Source organism: Burkholderia pyrrocinia, from assembly GCF_022809715.1.
GTDB lineage: Bacteria > Pseudomonadota > Gammaproteobacteria > Burkholderiales > Burkholderiaceae > Burkholderia > Burkholderia pyrrocinia_C.
Window position 1 is genome coordinate 1608058 of sequence record NZ_CP094459.1, and the last position, 14903, is coordinate 1622960.

Consider the following 14903-nt stretch of genomic DNA (forward strand, 5'->3'; position numbering starts at 1 on the left):
CCCCATGCTTCACGGGCGATCAACACGGGCGCCTCGATGCGCCGCATGACCCCGCGTATCAATCAAATCGTGAACAGGAAGTCGCGTGTGGCCCCGCGCGCTCAGTTCGCGGAATGCAGCGTCGCCGTATCGGCGGCTGCCGCACTCGACGGCAGCCCGAACGCTTCGCTCGCTCCCGCGTCGTCGAGTACCGCCGCGAAGATCGACAGTTGGGCACTGTCGGGCATCGGTGCCTTCAGCGCGGCGACGATCAGCGACGACAGCCGCGCGATCATCTGCACGTCGTTCATCGTGCGGCCTTGCGAGAACTCGTCGATCAGGCTTTCCGTCTCGGCACCCGCGAGCGCGCCGGACAGCGCGCCGATCGCGAAGTGCAACCGCCAGCCGAGCTCCGTGCGCGGCAGGTGCGGCAACGCGCGCTGGAAGGCGTCGAAGAAGCGGCCCGCGACGCTCGCGTAGTGCGCGGTCAGGAAGTTGCGCACGAACGGCGACGGATCGGTGTACGCGCGGCCGATCAGCCGGAGGAACCCGGGCCCGCCGCGTTCCGGGTTGCGCGACGCCTTCAGCGCGGGAATGAACATCGCGCCGAGCACGTGCTCGCAGGTGATGTGCGAGCCGAGCTGCGCATCGAAGCGGTCGAGGATGCCGAGGCGTTCCTGGTTGAGCTGATCGAGCCGGCGCGACAGCATCGCGTGGATCAACGCTTCCTTGCTGCCGAAGTGGTAGTTGACCGCCGCGAGGTTGACCGCCGCGCGCGACGTGATCTGCCGCATCGACATCGCCTCGAAGCCATGCTCGATGAACAGGTCCTCGGCCGCATCGAGGATGCGCGCCTTCGTCCCGCCGGTCTGCCGAGGGCCGGATGATCGCGCCCCGGACGGCCGTCCCGCGGATGGCCGCCCCTCCTGACTTACTGCCATGTTCCGCCTCCCATGCCGGTCGCCCGGCCGCGAACAGGTGATTTGATTGTCTGATTCAAACAGTCGTTTTTATTAAGATAAAAAAACGCGGGCGGAGCGGGCAAGCGGGGAATCTGGACAAATTCCTCTAGTTCGATGTGCAACTGCGGCAAGCGTGGCGCGCGCCCCCGAGGGGCGGGGCGCGCGCGATGGTGCGCTGCGTCAATGTGCGGGTTCAGCCGACCGTGCTACGCGTATTGACCGATTGCGTCATGTCGATGCCGCGCCGCTCGCGGCTGAACAGGATCAGCACGGCGATCGCGACGGCGACGATGCTGGCCACGAGCGCGAGCGCGAAGCTGTAATTGTTGTCGTGCGACACGGCGAGCGATGCCTGCATCGTCGCGTTGCCGGACGCGAGCAGGTTGCCGAGCTGGTAGACGACGCCGGGGAAGGTCGCGCGGATTTCGTCGGGCGAAATCTCGTTCAGGTGGACCGGAATCACGCCCCACGCGCCCTGTACCGAGATCTGCATCAGGAACGCGCCCGCGGCGAGCGCAACCGGGCCGCTCGAGAACGCCCACAGCGGCAGCACGGGCAGTGCGATCAGCGCGGCGATGAAGATCGTGCGGCGCCGGCCGATCCGTTCCGAGATCGCACCGAACGACAGTCCGCCGACGATTGCGCCGATGTTCAGCACGATCGTGATCCACGACACGGTATGCGGATCGAAGTGATGCTGTTCGCGCAGGAACGTCGGATAGAGATCCTGCGTGCCGTGCGAGAAGAAGTTGAACGCGGTCATCAGCACGATCGCGTAGATCGTGAGCTTCCAGTTCTGCTTCAGCGTGGTCCCGAGGCTCGGGCGCGGGCGTTTCTCCATCAGTTTCCACGCCGGCGATTCGGGCACGTGCGTGCGCACGTACAGCACGAGCAGCGCGGGCAGCACGCCGACCATGAACATGCCGCGCCAGCCGATGTACTGGTAGAAGAGGCCGAACACGACGGACGCGAGCAGATAGCCGCTCGGATAGCCGGCCTGCAGCAGCCCCGATACGAAGCCGCGCGCATGGGTCGGCACGGTTTCCATCGTCAGCGCGGAGCCGACGCCCCATTCGCCGCCCATCGCGATGCCGAACAGCGCGCGCAGCACCAGCAGCGCGGTCAGGCTCGGCGCGAAACCCGACGCGAGTTCGAGCAGCGAATAACACGCGATGTTGACCATCAGCGTCGGGCGGCGGCCGAAGCGGTCGGCGAGCCGGCCGAAGATCAGTGCGCCGAGCGGGCGCATCGCGAGCGTCAGCGTGAGCGCGAACGCAACGGCGGTGATCGTCGACGCGAATTCGGCGGCGATGTCCTTCAGCACGAAAACCATCAGGAAAAAATCGAACGCATCGAGCGTCCAGCCCAGGTAGGCGGCGATCGTGACGTTGCGTTGTTCGCGGGTCCAGCTCATGTCCGAGGTCTCCTCGTTGGCTTGCGCGCTCACGATGTGCATGCGGATGCCGGCCCGCTTGCGCACGGTGCGCGGGCACTGATCGAGTGTAGGCCGCGGCGCCGCGCGATGTGGGGCGCGATAACGCCGAATCGGGAATAATCCCTACGAAATGATCTGTTTCGGAAACGGAAACGAAGCCGCGCCGGACCGGCGACAGGCATCTGTATCATTCCGGAAGGCGTTTTGTATTTGTTCTGTAATGCGCTCGATGCGCATCGTCACCGAATCAGGAGTCCCGATGAACGAACGTTCCGATGCTGCGCTGCCCGTGCTCGAAACCGCCAGGCTGTGGCTGCGTCCGCGCGTGCTGGCCGATCTCGACGCGTGCATCGCGATGGATCGCGATCCCGAGGTCACACGGCATATCGCGGGCCCGTGGCACGATCCCGTCGAGCATCGCCGCTTCGTCACGCACCGGATCACGCGCGACTATCCGCCGGGACTCGGCTACTGGTCGATCTTCGAGAAGGCCGCACCCGATACGTTCATCGGCTGGGTCCTGCTGATTCCCGACTATGCGGACGGTGCACGCGACGTCGAGATCGGCTGGCGGCTCGTGCGCACGACCTGGGGCCGCGGCATCGCGAGCGAGGCCGCGGCGGCGGTCGTGCGGCATGCATTCGATACCGTGCGCCTGCCGCGCGTGATCGCCGATATCGCCGAGGCCAACAGCGGTTCGCTGAACGTCGCGCGCAAGCTCGGGATGCGTCGCGTGAGCGTCGTGCACGACGGCATTCCTTATATCCGCCATCGTCTCGAGCGCAACGATCTGCGCGCGTAGCACGGCATCGTGCGCACGCGTGCGCGGTTGTCGGAGATCGTCAATCGCCGGCGTATCGAGGTCATGACGTATTAACGGCTCGCGCGATCAGGAGTATCGTTGCCGGAAATTCGCAACATGGGGTACGACCATGACACTCGGCCGCGACGTTCATCTCATTCCCGTCAGGCTCGACGCGCTGCGTCCGACGCAGATGACGGTGGGTTATCGCGAAGTCAAGGCGAAGCGCAAGCACTGGAAGGCACTCGACAAGCGCGCGCGCAAGGCCGCGATCGAATCGCACTGGTTCCCGGCCGTCCTCGGCCCGGACGGGCTGCACTACATCACCGATCACCATCATCTCGGCCTCGCGCTGATCGAGGAGGGCGAGTCGCGCGTGAACGCGATGCTGCTGAAGGATCTGTCGTGGCTCGACGACACGATTTTCTGGCGGATGATGGAGCACAACCAGTGGGTGCATCCGTTCGGCGCGGACGGGTCGCGCCGCGACTACGCGAATTTGCCGAAGGCGCTGACGGGGCTCGTGGACGATCCGTACCGCAGCCTTGCAGGCGAACTGCGCACGGCGGGCGGCTATGCGAAGGACGCGACGCCGTTCAGCGAATTCCTGTGGGCCGATTACCTGCGCCAGCACGTGTCGCTCGACCAGATTCGCAAGAACTTCGCGAAAGCGCTCGACGTCGCGCTGCACCGCGCGCACGACCAGGATGCGCGCTATCTGCCCGGCTGGTCGGGCGTCATCGCCGTCAAACCCTGACCGGCGCACAGCGCCGACCGCCTCATGACGATCGCCCCGATCCGCCCCGATGCCGGCCCGCAGCATGCCGACCATTTTTCAGCGCTCGACGCGGCCTCGCCGCCGCCCGCGCGGCGCATCGGCCTCGATGCACTGGCCGGCCTGTCGATCGCGGGCCTGCTGATTCCCGAGGCGGTCGCGTATGCCGGGCTGGCCAACCTGCCGCCGCAGGCCGGTCTCATCGCGCTGCTGGCGGGGCTCGTCATCTATGCGCTCACGGGCAGCAGCCGCTTCGCGATCGTGTCGTCGACGTCGTCTTCGGCTGCCGTGCTCGCGGCGACCGTGCTCGCGGAATCGGGGATGGCGCTTGCCGAACAGCTCGCGCTGGCGGCGGCGCTGGTCGCGATGACGGGCGTGCTGTTCATCCTGGCGGGCGCCGCGCGGCTCGGCGGCATGTCGGACTTCGTCGCGCGGCCCGTGCTGCGCGGCTTCACGTTCGGGCTCGCACTGACGATCGTCATCAAGCAGTTGCCGAAGATTCTCGCGATTTCCGTGCAGCACAGCGATGCGCCGCATGTCACGCTCGACCTGATCACCGGCGCGCCGCATGCGAACCTCGCGAGTGCCGTGCTCGGCGCAACCGCGCTGGCGCTGCTGTTCGTGCTCGGGCGCCGCTCGCGCGTGCCCGCGACGCTCGTCGTGATCGTGCTGTCAATCGCGGTCGGCTATGCGATCGACTGGCAGCGATACGGGATCGCGATCGTCGGCCACATCGATTTCCGGCACATCGAATTCGGCCTGCCACAGCTCGACCGCAACGCGTGGATGCAGACGGTCGAGCTCGCGTTCGCGCTGATGCTGATCCTGTACGCGGAGTCGTACGGATCGATCCGAAACTTCGCGCTGAAGCATGGCGACAGCGTGTCGCCGAACCGCGACCTCGTCGCGCTCGGCTGCGCGAACCTCGTGTCGGGCCTGCTGCACGGGATGCCGGTCGGCGCCGGCTATTCGGCGACGTCGGCGAACGAAGCGGCCGGCGCGCAGTCGCGCTTCGCCGGCCTGTGGGCAGCCGGCGTGGTCGCGCTGATCGTCTGGCTGCTGCTGCCGCAACTCGCGCGCACGCCGGAGCCCGTGCTTGCGGCGATCGTGATCTTCGCGGTCAGCCACTCGCTGCATCCGACCGTATTCCGGCCATACTGGGACTGGCATCGCGACCGGCTCGTCGTGATCGCGGCGTTGCTTGCGGTGCTCGTGCTCGGCGTGCTGCACGGGCTGCTGGCGGCCATCGGCGTGAGCCTGCTGCTGACGCTGCGCAAGCTGTCCGAGCCGAACGTCAGCGTGCTCGGCCGGCTGCGCGACAGCCATGACTTCGTCGACGTCGCGAGCCATGCCGACGCGAAGCCGGTGCCGGGCGTGCTGATCGTGCGGCCCGAGGCGCAGCTGTTCTTCGCGAACGCGGACCGGATGCTGAATCGCGTGCGCGCGCTGATGAAGGCCGCGCCGGACACGCATGCCGTGATGCTGAGCCTCGAGGAAACGCCGGATGTCGACGGCACGACGATCGAATCGTTGCGCACGTTCGCGGCCGAATGCACGGCACGCGGGCTGCGGCTCGCGATCGTGAGGCTCAAGATGCATGCGCTGCATGCATTGCGCCGCGCGGCCGACGATACGCTGCATGAGGATGCGATGTCCGAACTGAGCGTCGACGAAAGTCTTCAACTGCTGCAGGCCGGTATGCCGCCGGACGACGGCGACGGAACGACCGCCGCGTGACGAGGCGGTGCGGCGGCGCGGTCTATTGCGAAAGCACGGCGTCGGCAGCGCGATCGATCATATCGGCCACTTCCGCGGCCGTCGGCGCATAGGCGCCTGCGTGAGCGCAGGCGACCGCCGCGCACGCGGCCGCGTAACGCAGATGCTCGGCGGGCGATGCATCGGGCCGTGCAAGCTGGCTCGCGAGCCAGCCGCCGATGCTGGCGTCGCCGCAGCCGACCGTGTCGGCGACGTCGGTCGGGAACGCGGGCTGGAACAGCACGGTGTCGCGATGCAGGAGCTGCATGCCGGATGCGCCGCGCGTGACGAGCGTCGTCGCGTCGGGCGACCACGCGCGCAGTTGCGCGAGTGCGGCCGTTTCGTCGAGTTCGGGAAACAGCCCGTGAAGATCCTCGTCGGACACCTTGATCCAGTCGGCGAGCGCGACCAGCCGGCGCAGCGTGTCGCGATACGACGGCGCGGCCATCGGCGCACGGTAGTTCGGATCGAACGAGATTCGCTTGCCGGCCGCGCGCGCGGCCTGCGCCACCTCGATCAGGCGTGACGCGAGCGGCTCGCGCACGACGCCGAGCGAGCCGATGTGCACGATCTCGGCCGTGTCGAGTGCGCCGGCGGGCAGGTCCGCCGGATCGAATGCGAGATCGGCGCTGTTCTCGCCGATGAAGAAATAGTGGGGCGGCTGCTTCGATACGACCATCGCGAGCAGCGGCGCGCGGTCGACCTGCCGGATGAAACGCATGTCGAGCCCCGCGTCGGCGCTCTTGCGCATCAGTTCGTCGCCGAAGATGTCGCGGCTGACCGTGCCGGCAAAGGCCGTCGGCGCGCCGAGTCGCGCGCCGACGCGCGCAACGTTCCAGCATGAGCCGCCGGCGACGCTGTGCCAGCGCTGTGCGTCGTCGCGGATGAAATCGGTCAGCGCTTCGCCGAATACGATCAGGCGGGGGAACGTCGTCGTCATGTTGATGCCCGGTGGCCGGGCCGTGCAGCGGTTGATGCGAGCGGGCGGCGCCGGCCGTCGCGCGCGGCGACGTGGCCCGGCTCCGCCCGGTTCAGTGGACGGGAGGCGCGATCAGCGCGGGGAGCTCCAGCCCTTGTAGGTCTTCACGTTGTCGCGCGTGATGAGCGTCGGCTCGATCAGGATCATCGGATTGGCCGGCTTCTGGCCGTTCATGATCCCGTAGCCGACGTTGACGGCCTGCTGCGCCATCGCCCACGGGTCCTGGCTCGACGACGCCTGCACGAGCGTGTTGGACTTGAGCGCCACCTCGATATCGGGTGCGCCGTCGACCGACGTGATCACGATGCCCGGACGGTTCAGCTGCTTCGCGGCGAGATCGCTGCCGATCGCCTGCGGGTCGTTGATCGTGAACACCGCATCGAGCTTCGGAAAGCGCGTCAGGTAGCCCTGCATCGCGTTCATCCCGCCTTCGCGCGAGCCCTTGCCGTCCTGGTCGCTCGACAGCAACTTGATGCCCGCGTTTTTCGCGAGCACGGTCTTGCAGCCGTTGACGCGATCGATCACGGCCGACACCTGCGGGCCGTTCTCGATGATCACGTTGCCCTTGCCGTTGAGTTTCTTCGCGATGTAGTCGCACGCGAGCTCGCCGGCCTTCACGTTGTTGGTCTGCACGGTCGCATTCGCGCCGGCCGCCGCGACGTCGACCGCGACGACGGTGATACCGGCCGCCTGCGCCTTCTTCACCGCCGGCTCGATCGCCTTCGGATCGGTCGCGTTGAGCAGGATCATGTCGACGTGCGCGGAGATGAAGTTGTCGATCTGCGTGAACTGCTTGTTCAGGTCGTAGTCGGCCGACACGGCCGTGACTTTCGCGTTCGGGTTGAGCTGCTTGGCGCGCGCTTCGGCGCCCTTGACGATCGTGACGAAGTACGGGTTGCCGAGCGACCCGACCGTGATGCCGATCGATTTGAGCGGCTTGTCGGCCGCGTGCGCGACGGAAGCGCCGAATGCGAGTGCGCAGGCGACGGCGGTCAGGGCGGCTTTGTGCTTGAACATGTCGTTGTGTCTCCGTGAGGTTGGTTGGTAGACGGGCGCAGGCGTGCCTGCCTGCGCCGCAAGGTTGAATGGACGGGAACGGTGTCAGGTGCGCGCCGAATCGCGCTGGCGGTAGCGATCGAGCGCGACGGCGCCGATGATCACGAGCCCCTTGATGATGTACTGCCAGATGTCGGACACGCCGAGCAGCACGAGTCCGTTCGTCAGTACCGCGATGATCAGTGCGCCGATCAGCGTGCCGACGATCGAGCCGACGCCGCCGACGAAGCTCGTGCCGCCGAGGATCACCGCGGCGATCGCGTCGAGTTCGTAGGACTGGCCGAGCTGCAGGCCGTTGGCCGCATAGAGCCGCGCGGCCGACATCACCGCGCCGAGGCCCGCGAGCAGCCCCGACGCCGCATACACGAACATCTGGATCGCCCGCACGTTGATGCCCGACAGGCGTGCGGCTTCCGGATTGCCGCCGACCGAATAGATCCGCATCCCGAGCACCGTGCGGCGCAGGATGAACCACGAGATCGCGATCACCGCGCACGCGATCACGACGAGCCACGGCACACCGAGGATCGTGCCGTTGCCGATGAACGCGAACGGCAGCTGCGGATTGAACACGGTGGTGTCGTTGCCGATCAGGCGCGCGACGCCGCGCACGGCCGTCATCGCACCGAGCGTGACGATGAACGGCGGCAGGCGCAGGAACGAGATCAGCCCGCCGTTGATCGCGCCGAACACGAGGCCGACGACGAGCGCGAAGGGCACGCCGAGCCAGCCCCAGCCGGGAATGGTCGACGCGATCAGCGCGGCGACGGCCGCGGCGGCGAGCACCGAGCCGACCGACAGGTCGATGCCGCCCGTCAGGATCACGAAGGTCATGCCGGCGGCGAGCACGATGTTGATCGACGCCTGCTGCGTGACGATCGACAGGTTCTGCAGCGTGAAGAAGCCGTCGGTCAGGAAGCCGAAGCCGACGCACAGGACCAGCAGCACCGGCAGCATGCCGGCGGTGCGTATCAGCGACTGCATGCGTGCGCGATGATCGGCGGTGCGCAACTGGGGAGTACGATCGCCCACCGGATGGGCCGTCGCGGAAGCGAGGTTCCGCTGCTTGGTCGGGTTGATCATTTCGGTAACCTGAATTGTAAGAGTCGAATGAAAGAGCGCGGCTCAGTGCGCGTCGGCGAGTTCGGCCTGGGAGCCGGTCGCGAGCGCGATGATGGCTTCCTGCGTGATGGGCGTGTGCGTGTGGCCGCCGAGTTCGCCCGCGATCTCGCCTTCGCGCATCACGAGCACGCGGTCGGCGACGCCGATGATTTCCGGCAGCTCGCTCGAGATCACGATCACGCCCACGCCGGCACGGGCCAGTTCGTTGATGATCCGGTAGATCTCGGATTTCGCGCCGATGTCGACGCCGCGCGTCGGTTCGTCGAGGATCAGTACGCGCGGTTTCGTCTCCAGCAGGCGCGACAGCAGCACCTTCTGCTGGTTGCCGCCCGACAGCGCGCCGACGTTGACGTTCGCGTGGGGTACGCGGATCGACAGCGAGGAAATCGCGTCGCGCGCGCGTTCGGCGCCGCGTGCGAGGTCGAGCGCGCCGAGCCGTGCATCGCGGTTGCAGACGGAAATGTTGATGTTGTCGCGCACGCTCATGTCGAGGAACAGGCCCTGGCGCTTGCGGTCTTCGGTCAGGTAGACGAGGCCCGCGTCGATCGCGTCGCGCGGCGAGTGCGCGCCGAACGTGCGATCGCCCAGTTTCACGTCGCCGCGCACGCGCGGTTCGGCGCCGAAGATCAGCCGCGCGAGTTCGGTGCGGCCCGCGCCGACGAGCCCGGCGATGCCGAGCACCTCGCCGGCATGCAGGTCGAGGCTGCAGCCGCGCACGCGTGCGCCGTCGGCGATGTCGCGTACCGACAGCAGCAGGTGGCCGGGGTCGTACGGCGCGTGTTCCTTCTTGTAGAAGCCGGAGATGTCGCGGCCGACCATCATCGCGACGAGACGCTCGGCCGACAGCGATTCGCGTTCGAGCGTGCCGACGTATGCGCCGTCGCGCAGCACCGACACGCGGTCGGACAGTTCGTAGATCTCCGCCATCCGGTGGCTGATGTAGATGATCGCGAGACCTTCCTCGCGCAACTGGCGGATCAGGCGGAACAGGTGCTCGGTTTCGCGCGACGACAGCGGCGTCGTCGGCTCGTCCATCACCAGGATGCGTGCGCGGGTGTGCACGGCGCGCGCGATCTCGACGAGCTGCTGTTCGGCGATCGACAGCGTGTCGACGAGCGTTTCGGGGCCGAACGATGCGCCGAGGCGCGCGAGCACGTCCTGGCAGCCGCGCGCCATCGCCGCGCGGTCGATCGTGCCCCAGCGCCGGTTGCCTCGCCGCAGTTCGCGGCCGACGTAGATGTTTTCCGCGACGGTCAGGTTCGGCGACAGGCACAGCTCCTGGTAGATCACCGCGACGCCCGCATCGCGCGCGGCGAGCGGCCCGTCGATGTCGATGCGTTCGCCGTCGATCAGGATCTCGCCGCCGGCGTCGGCGCGGTATGCGCCCGACAGGATCTTCATCAGCGTCGATTTACCGGCGCCGTTCTCGCCCATCAGCGAGTGGATCTCGCCCGGATAGACGGTCAGGCTGACATTGTCCAGCGCGCGCACGGCCGGGAACGTCTTGCTGATCCGGCGCATTTCGAGCAGCGGGCGGGGCGACTCAGACCGCGACATGGTTGACCTCCTGCGAGTCGGTGCGGGCGCCCTTGAGGATGCCGGCCCGCGGGGAAAAGTTGAAGAACATCGGTAGCGTGGCCGCGCCGATCGCGCCGGCGTCGGCGCCGAACGTGCCGCGCACGAGCGTCGGCGTGCCGCGCGCTTCGGGCGCGGTGGCAACCAGTGCCGAGCGCAGGCGCGTCGTGACCGCGTCGAGCAGGCCCGCGTCGGTATCGGCGTCGATCACGACTACCGGCGCATCGATCACGCACAGCACCGCGCGCAATGCCGGCGCGAGCGCGTCGACGCAGTCGTCGATCCATTCGTCGACGGCCGCCAGGCCGCGGGCAATGCAGGCTTCGAGGTCGGCGCGGTTCTCGACCGTCTCGCCGTGATGGCGCAGATGTCGTACAAGCGCGTGCAGCGAGGCGCGCGCGAGAAGGATGTCCCACGGGCCGCGCGGCGGTGGCGCGGATACCAGCCGGCTCGGCGGCACGGGAATTACGGCGATGTCGCCTGCATTGCCGGTCACACCGCGCAGGCAATCGCCGTCGATCGCGATGCCGCCGCCGATCGCCGGCCCGATGAACAGGTAGACGAAGTCGTCGCACTGCCGGCCGTATCCGTAGAACAGCTCGGCGATCGCGGCCGCGTTGCCGTCGTTTTCGCCGAACACGGGCAGCGACAGCGCGCGACCGAGGTCGCTCGCGAAATCGACGTCTTCCCATGCGCGGAACGTATCGGGCGCGAGGCCGAGTTCGCGCATCCAAGCGCCGAGGTTGTAAGGCTGTGCGACGCCGACGCCGGTCAGGCGGGCGCGTTCGTGGTCGGGGAGCAGGGCCTGCATCGCGTCGATGTCGTGACGCACGATCTCGAGCACGTCGGCGGGAGGAGGCAGCAGCGTGTCGTGCGAGCGGCGGCCGAGCACGTCGCCTGCGAAGTTGACGAGCGCGGTTTCGATGCGCATCCGGTCGAGATGGACGCCGATGCCGAATGCACCGCGCGGGTCGAGGCGGATCAACGACGCCGGCTGGCCGCGCTGGCCTTCGGTACGGCCCGCGAATTCGATCAGCTTCGCATCGGCGAGCGATGCGATGATGCTGCCGACCGCCGTGCCCGTCATGCTCGCGAGACGCGCAAGGTCGGCCTTCGACGCGCTGCCTGCGCGGCGCAGCGTCTTCAGCAGCAGGCGCTCGTTGTAACGGCGCACGTTGGCCGAATTACTTCCCTGGCCGATGTGCGGGCTTCTCATGGCGTCTCCTTCCATGTTGCGCCATGCGGCAGCGCATTAAATAAATCACGTTGATTTATTTAACCGCGTGAGCGCCGTCATGTCAGCCTAGGGAAATCCCGGTTTTTGCCGTGGATGAGGGGTGGCGGGGTGGGTCTCGGGTAATGGGGATGGAGCGCGGAGCCGGGGGCGAAAACTTTGGAATTCGCGTGGCAGGCGCGTGTTCACTGCGGACGCGACGACGATTTGTCCGTCCGGAGGATGGTGAGACGGGGTTTGTCACACCATGCGGATCAACGTGGCGGTGTGAATGATGCGGGTCCGGAAATGAAAAAAGGCCGGCTAGAAGCCGACCTTTTCAAAAACAGATGGTGCCCAGGAGAGGACTCGAACCTCCACGATGTTGCCACCGCTAGGACCTGAACCTAGTGCGTCTACCAATTCCGCCACCTGGGCACGTTTCGCTTGCTGCGATGCGAAAGACCGCAATTATAGCGTGCCCGAACGGCTTGTCAACAGATTTTGAGCGGCTTTTGTGCGGGACGAGAAAGAGGGGCGTGCCGGATTCGCCGTGTCCGAGTGTCGCTGCCGGATCGATCCCGGTGCGAAGATTGCCGCCGGAGAGGAACGAGCGAATTTCCTGAACGCAGGTGCCAGTTTGTCGCCGGAGAAATTATCGTTGGTGCGTGCCTGTCGTGCCGCGCTGACTCGCGAAGACAGGCAGCCGACGCCGCTCTATGCCGCTTTGTCGGCTCGCTTGGCGGCACCGCGCGCATTGTGTAGTCGGCTGCCGCAATGGGGTGCGCGACACATGCAGGTGAAGATATTTGCATTACGATCATTTCTGTTACTATCGCAGTAACGTTTTTTGCGGAATTGTCCGCGACAAGGAGCTCCTCATGCCTGAAATCGCAGTGGTTTTTCATAGCGGCTACGGCCATGCGGCCGTCATTGCGGACGCAGTCGCTCGTGGTGTCGAGAAAGTCGACGGTGCGTCGGTCAAGCTGATCCCTGTCGACGCGATCGACGAACACTGGGAGTACCTGGAGCGCGATGCCAAGGCGATCGTCTTTGGTTCGCCGACCTACATGGGCAGTGCGTCCGCGCAGTTCAAGGGCTTCATGGACGCATCGTCGAAGCATTGGGGCAAGTGGCGAGACAAGCTGGCGGCCGGCTTTACGGTGTCGGCTTCGCAAAGCGGCGACAAACTGGCGACGCTGCAGCAGCTGGCTGTCTTCGCTGCCCAGCATCAGATGCTGTGGGTCAGCCTCGGGCTGATGCCCGGCAACAACAACAGCAAGGGTTCGGTCAACGATCTGAATCGGCTCGGGTCGTTCCTCGGTGCGATGGCGCAGGCGAATGCGGACGAGGGTGGTGATGCGATTCTCGAGAGCGATCGAAAGACGGCCGAAGTGCTGGGCGAGCGCGTCGCGATTGCCGCGAAACGCTGGAACGGTGCCTGAAATCGATGGCCGGGCGGCGCTGTCTCGATGGTCGTCCGGCTGATGGATGAGTGGCGCCGATGCGGGACCTGAAATGAAAAAAGGCCGGCTGGAAGCCGACCTTTTCAAAAACAGATGGTGCCCAGGAGAGGACTCGAACCTCCACGGTGTTGCCACCGCTAGGACCTGAACCTAGTGCGTCTACCAATTCCGCCACCTGGGCACGTTTCGCTTGCTGCGATGCGAAGACCGCTATTCTAGCGTGTCTTCGAAGACTGTCAACACAATTTCATCCGAAGCGATAAAAATATTGCATCCTTGTGCGACGGCGTCTCACGCGCCGACCGGATCCGCGCGTTTCGCCGCGAAATTCCAGCGCAGCGCCTGGCCCGTATCGACGCGTGCCGGCAGCAGTCCGGCCGCGAGGAACGTGTCGGCGATCTTCTGCTGTTCGCCGAAATTTTGCGCGACCACTGCGCGAACGAGGTAGCTGCGGCGCGCGTTCGCGCGTGCGATCGTCGCCGCGTCGAGCCCCCAGATCGGCGCAAGCGTATTCGCGGCCTCCTGCGGATGGTCGCGCAACCACGTGCCGGCCTGCGACAACTGGTCGAACAGGATCTGGACGACGTCGGGCCGCGCGGCGGCGAAACTGCTCGATGCGAGGTAGTAGCGCTGGTACGACGCGAGTCCGTTGCCGTCGGCCAGAATCCGCACGTCGGGATTCCGGTCGACCGACGCGACATACGGATCCCACGTGATCCATGCGTCCACGCTGCCGCGCTCGAACGCCGCGCGGCCGTCCGCGGGCGTCAGGTAGTGGATCGCGGCGTCGGCGGGCGTGAGCTTTGCGCGTGCGAGTGCGGCGAGCAGCAGGTAGTGGCTGCCGGCCGCCTTCGTGACCGCGATGCGCTTGCCCTTGAGATCGGCGAGCGTTCGAAGTGCGCTGTCCTGCTTGACGACGATCGCCTGTGCCTTCGGCGACGGCGCTTCCTGCGCGACGTACACGAAACGCGCATGCGCGGCCTGCGCGAAGACCGGGACCGTGTCGGCGACGTCGGCGCTGAAATCGACGGCGCCGACGTTGAGCGCTTCGGTCAGCGGCAGCCCGCTCGCGAATTCATGCCACGACACGCGCAGGCCGAGCGGCGCCAGCGCCTGCTCGAGGGTGCCGCGTGTCTTGAGCAGTGTGATGAGTGTCGACGACTTCTGGAAGCCGATGCGCAATGCGGCAGGCGTGGTCTCGGCGTGCGTTCGGACGCCCGCCGCAGTGAGGCCTGCGGCCAGCATCGCGCGCGCGAACGCGCGGCGGTTCATCGACGTCATGAATCGTGCTCCTCGTTGGGTTCGTTGCAATGAAGCGGGCCGGCTAACGTACCAACGGGGAGGGCGGGCGATAACCGATAAATTCTGCTATCGATCCGACTGGCGGGCATAAGGAGGTGGGGCAGGCGGTCGCGGCGCAGATTTCGGGGATCGCGCCGAAGGCGCTCAATGAGTGCGCCTGCGGAAATTCATGAGGGCCGAGTTCGACGAGCCGTGCCGGTTGCTGCGCAGATTCATCGGCGGGCAAGTTACTCTTTTTCCCGGTCCGGAAATGAAAAAAGGCCGGCTGGAAGCCGACCTTTTTAGAAAACAAGTGGTGCCCAGGAGAGGACTCGAAACAAATTTTTAAGCTATTGAATTGTATGAGTATTATTTCGATGTCTGATGGAATATGTACTCTTTTGTGTACTCATTTCCTCCTGGCTGAAGAAGGCTTGTACTGGCGTCTAAACGTTCGATAAACGGGTCAAGAATTTCGTGTTTCTGTTGTGTGGGTACAACAG

General features: G+C 66.2%; 12 protein-coding genes and 2 tRNA genes. 4 read left to right on the top strand and 10 right to left on the bottom strand.

What is annotated here, in order from left to right:
- Nucleotides 1–101 precede the first annotated feature (101 nt).
- The gene (locus tag MRS60_RS07535) at nucleotides 102–920 is read right to left on the bottom strand and encodes a TetR/AcrR family transcriptional regulator (RefSeq protein ID WP_105393194.1); all 819 of its coding nucleotides are present in this window, start codon (nucleotides 918–920) and stop codon (nucleotides 102–104) included.
- Nucleotides 921–1134: 214 nt separating this feature from the next.
- Entirely contained in the window at nucleotides 1135–2355 is a 1221-nt protein-coding gene (locus MRS60_RS07540; protein ID WP_243565484.1) for an MFS transporter, read from the bottom strand.
- 280 nt (nucleotides 2356–2635) lie between these two features.
- Between MRS60_RS07540 and MRS60_RS07545 the strand changes: the two genes are divergently transcribed.
- The 3 genes from MRS60_RS07545 (at nucleotide 2636) to MRS60_RS07555 (ending at nucleotide 5690) form a co-directional block, all read left to right on the top strand.
- Nucleotides 2636–3178, top strand: coding sequence for a GNAT family N-acetyltransferase (locus tag MRS60_RS07545; RefSeq protein WP_034184268.1), 543 nt, complete (start codon nucleotides 2636–2638; stop codon nucleotides 3176–3178).
- Between the two features lie 130 nt (nucleotides 3179–3308).
- Nucleotides 3309–3935 carry a ParB-like protein gene (locus MRS60_RS07550; RefSeq protein ID WP_105393195.1) on the top strand — a complete coding sequence of 209 codons (627 nt, stop codon included), beginning with the start codon at nucleotides 3309–3311 and terminating at the stop codon, nucleotides 3933–3935.
- A 24-nt stretch (nucleotides 3936–3959) separates the two neighbouring features.
- Nucleotides 3960–5690, top strand: a complete 1731-nt coding sequence (locus tag MRS60_RS07555) for a SulP family inorganic anion transporter (protein ID WP_175749348.1) — start codon at nucleotides 3960–3962, stop codon at nucleotides 5688–5690.
- 22 nt (nucleotides 5691–5712) lie between these two features.
- Here the strand turns inward: MRS60_RS07555 and MRS60_RS07560 are convergent, their stop codons facing one another.
- From MRS60_RS07560 to MRS60_RS07585, 6 genes are all read right to left on the bottom strand, one after another.
- The gene (locus MRS60_RS07560; protein ID WP_243565485.1) at nucleotides 5713–6648 is read right to left on the bottom strand and encodes a carbohydrate kinase family protein; all 936 of its coding nucleotides are present in this window, start codon (nucleotides 6646–6648) and stop codon (nucleotides 5713–5715) included.
- A 111-nt stretch (nucleotides 6649–6759) separates the two neighbouring features.
- Nucleotides 6760–7704, bottom strand: coding sequence for an ABC transporter substrate-binding protein (locus tag MRS60_RS07565; RefSeq protein WP_034184062.1), 945 nt, complete (start codon nucleotides 7702–7704; stop codon nucleotides 6760–6762).
- An 84-nt stretch (nucleotides 7705–7788) separates the two neighbouring features.
- Nucleotides 7789–8826 carry an ABC transporter permease subunit gene (locus tag MRS60_RS07570; RefSeq protein WP_034184063.1) on the bottom strand — a complete coding sequence of 346 codons (1038 nt, stop codon included), beginning with the start codon at nucleotides 8824–8826 and terminating at the stop codon, nucleotides 7789–7791.
- A 42-nt stretch (nucleotides 8827–8868) separates the two neighbouring features.
- Entirely contained in the window at nucleotides 8869–10422 is a 1554-nt protein-coding gene (locus MRS60_RS07575; protein WP_131948488.1) for a sugar ABC transporter ATP-binding protein, read from the bottom strand.
- On the bottom strand, nucleotides 10409–11656 hold the full coding sequence (locus MRS60_RS07580) for an ROK family protein (RefSeq protein WP_243565486.1): 1248 nt from the start codon (nucleotides 11654–11656) through the stop codon (nucleotides 10409–10411). The genes MRS60_RS07575 and MRS60_RS07580 overlap by 14 nt, the downstream gene beginning before the upstream one ends.
- Before the next feature lie 348 nt (nucleotides 11657–12004).
- Nucleotides 12005–12091 (bottom strand) — tRNA-Leu (locus MRS60_RS07585).
- Nucleotides 12092–12534: 443 nt separating this feature from the next.
- On the opposite strand from MRS60_RS07585, the gene MRS60_RS07590 reads away from it, so the two are divergent.
- The gene (locus MRS60_RS07590) at nucleotides 12535–13098 is read left to right on the top strand and encodes a flavodoxin family protein (protein WP_034184065.1); all 564 of its coding nucleotides are present in this window, start codon (nucleotides 12535–12537) and stop codon (nucleotides 13096–13098) included.
- Between the two features lie 115 nt (nucleotides 13099–13213).
- Here MRS60_RS07590 and MRS60_RS07595 read toward each other — a convergent pair.
- Together MRS60_RS07595 and MRS60_RS07600 are read right to left on the bottom strand one after the other, a co-directional pair.
- Nucleotides 13214–13300 (bottom strand) — tRNA-Leu (locus MRS60_RS07595).
- Between the two features lie 110 nt (nucleotides 13301–13410).
- Entirely contained in the window at nucleotides 13411–14400 is a 990-nt protein-coding gene (locus MRS60_RS07600; protein ID WP_243565487.1) for an aliphatic sulfonate ABC transporter substrate-binding protein, read from the bottom strand.
- Nucleotides 14401–14903: the final 503 nt, after the last annotated feature.

Excerpts from the sequence above, each read along its gene's own strand:
- MRS60_RS07535 (WP_105393194.1), bottom strand. The coding sequence starts at position 920 with ATGGCAGTAAGTCAGGAGGGGCGGCCATCCGCGGGACGGCCGTCCGGG.
- MRS60_RS07540 (WP_243565484.1), bottom strand. The coding sequence starts at position 2,355 with ATGAGCTGGACCCGCGAACAACGCAACGTCACGATCGCCGCCTACCTG.
- MRS60_RS07545 (WP_034184268.1), top strand. The coding sequence starts at position 2,636 with ATGAACGAACGTTCCGATGCTGCGCTGCCCGTGCTCGAAACCGCCAGG.
- MRS60_RS07550 (WP_105393195.1), top strand. The coding sequence starts at position 3,309 with ATGACACTCGGCCGCGACGTTCATCTCATTCCCGTCAGGCTCGACGCG.
- MRS60_RS07555 (WP_175749348.1), top strand. The coding sequence starts at position 3,960 with ATGACGATCGCCCCGATCCGCCCCGATGCCGGCCCGCAGCATGCCGAC.
- MRS60_RS07560 (WP_243565485.1), bottom strand. The coding sequence starts at position 6,648 with ATGACGACGACGTTCCCCCGCCTGATCGTATTCGGCGAAGCGCTGACC.
- MRS60_RS07565 (WP_034184062.1), bottom strand. The coding sequence starts at position 7,704 with ATGTTCAAGCACAAAGCCGCCCTGACCGCCGTCGCCTGCGCACTCGCA.
- MRS60_RS07570 (WP_034184063.1), bottom strand. The coding sequence starts at position 8,826 with ATGATCAACCCGACCAAGCAGCGGAACCTCGCTTCCGCGACGGCCCAT.
- MRS60_RS07575 (WP_131948488.1), bottom strand. The coding sequence starts at position 10,422 with ATGTCGCGGTCTGAGTCGCCCCGCCCGCTGCTCGAAATGCGCCGGATC.
- MRS60_RS07580 (WP_243565486.1), bottom strand. The coding sequence starts at position 11,656 with ATGAGAAGCCCGCACATCGGCCAGGGAAGTAATTCGGCCAACGTGCGC.
- MRS60_RS07590 (WP_034184065.1), top strand. The coding sequence starts at position 12,535 with ATGCCTGAAATCGCAGTGGTTTTTCATAGCGGCTACGGCCATGCGGCC.
- MRS60_RS07600 (WP_243565487.1), bottom strand. The coding sequence starts at position 14,400 with ATGACGTCGATGAACCGCCGCGCGTTCGCGCGCGCGATGCTGGCCGCA.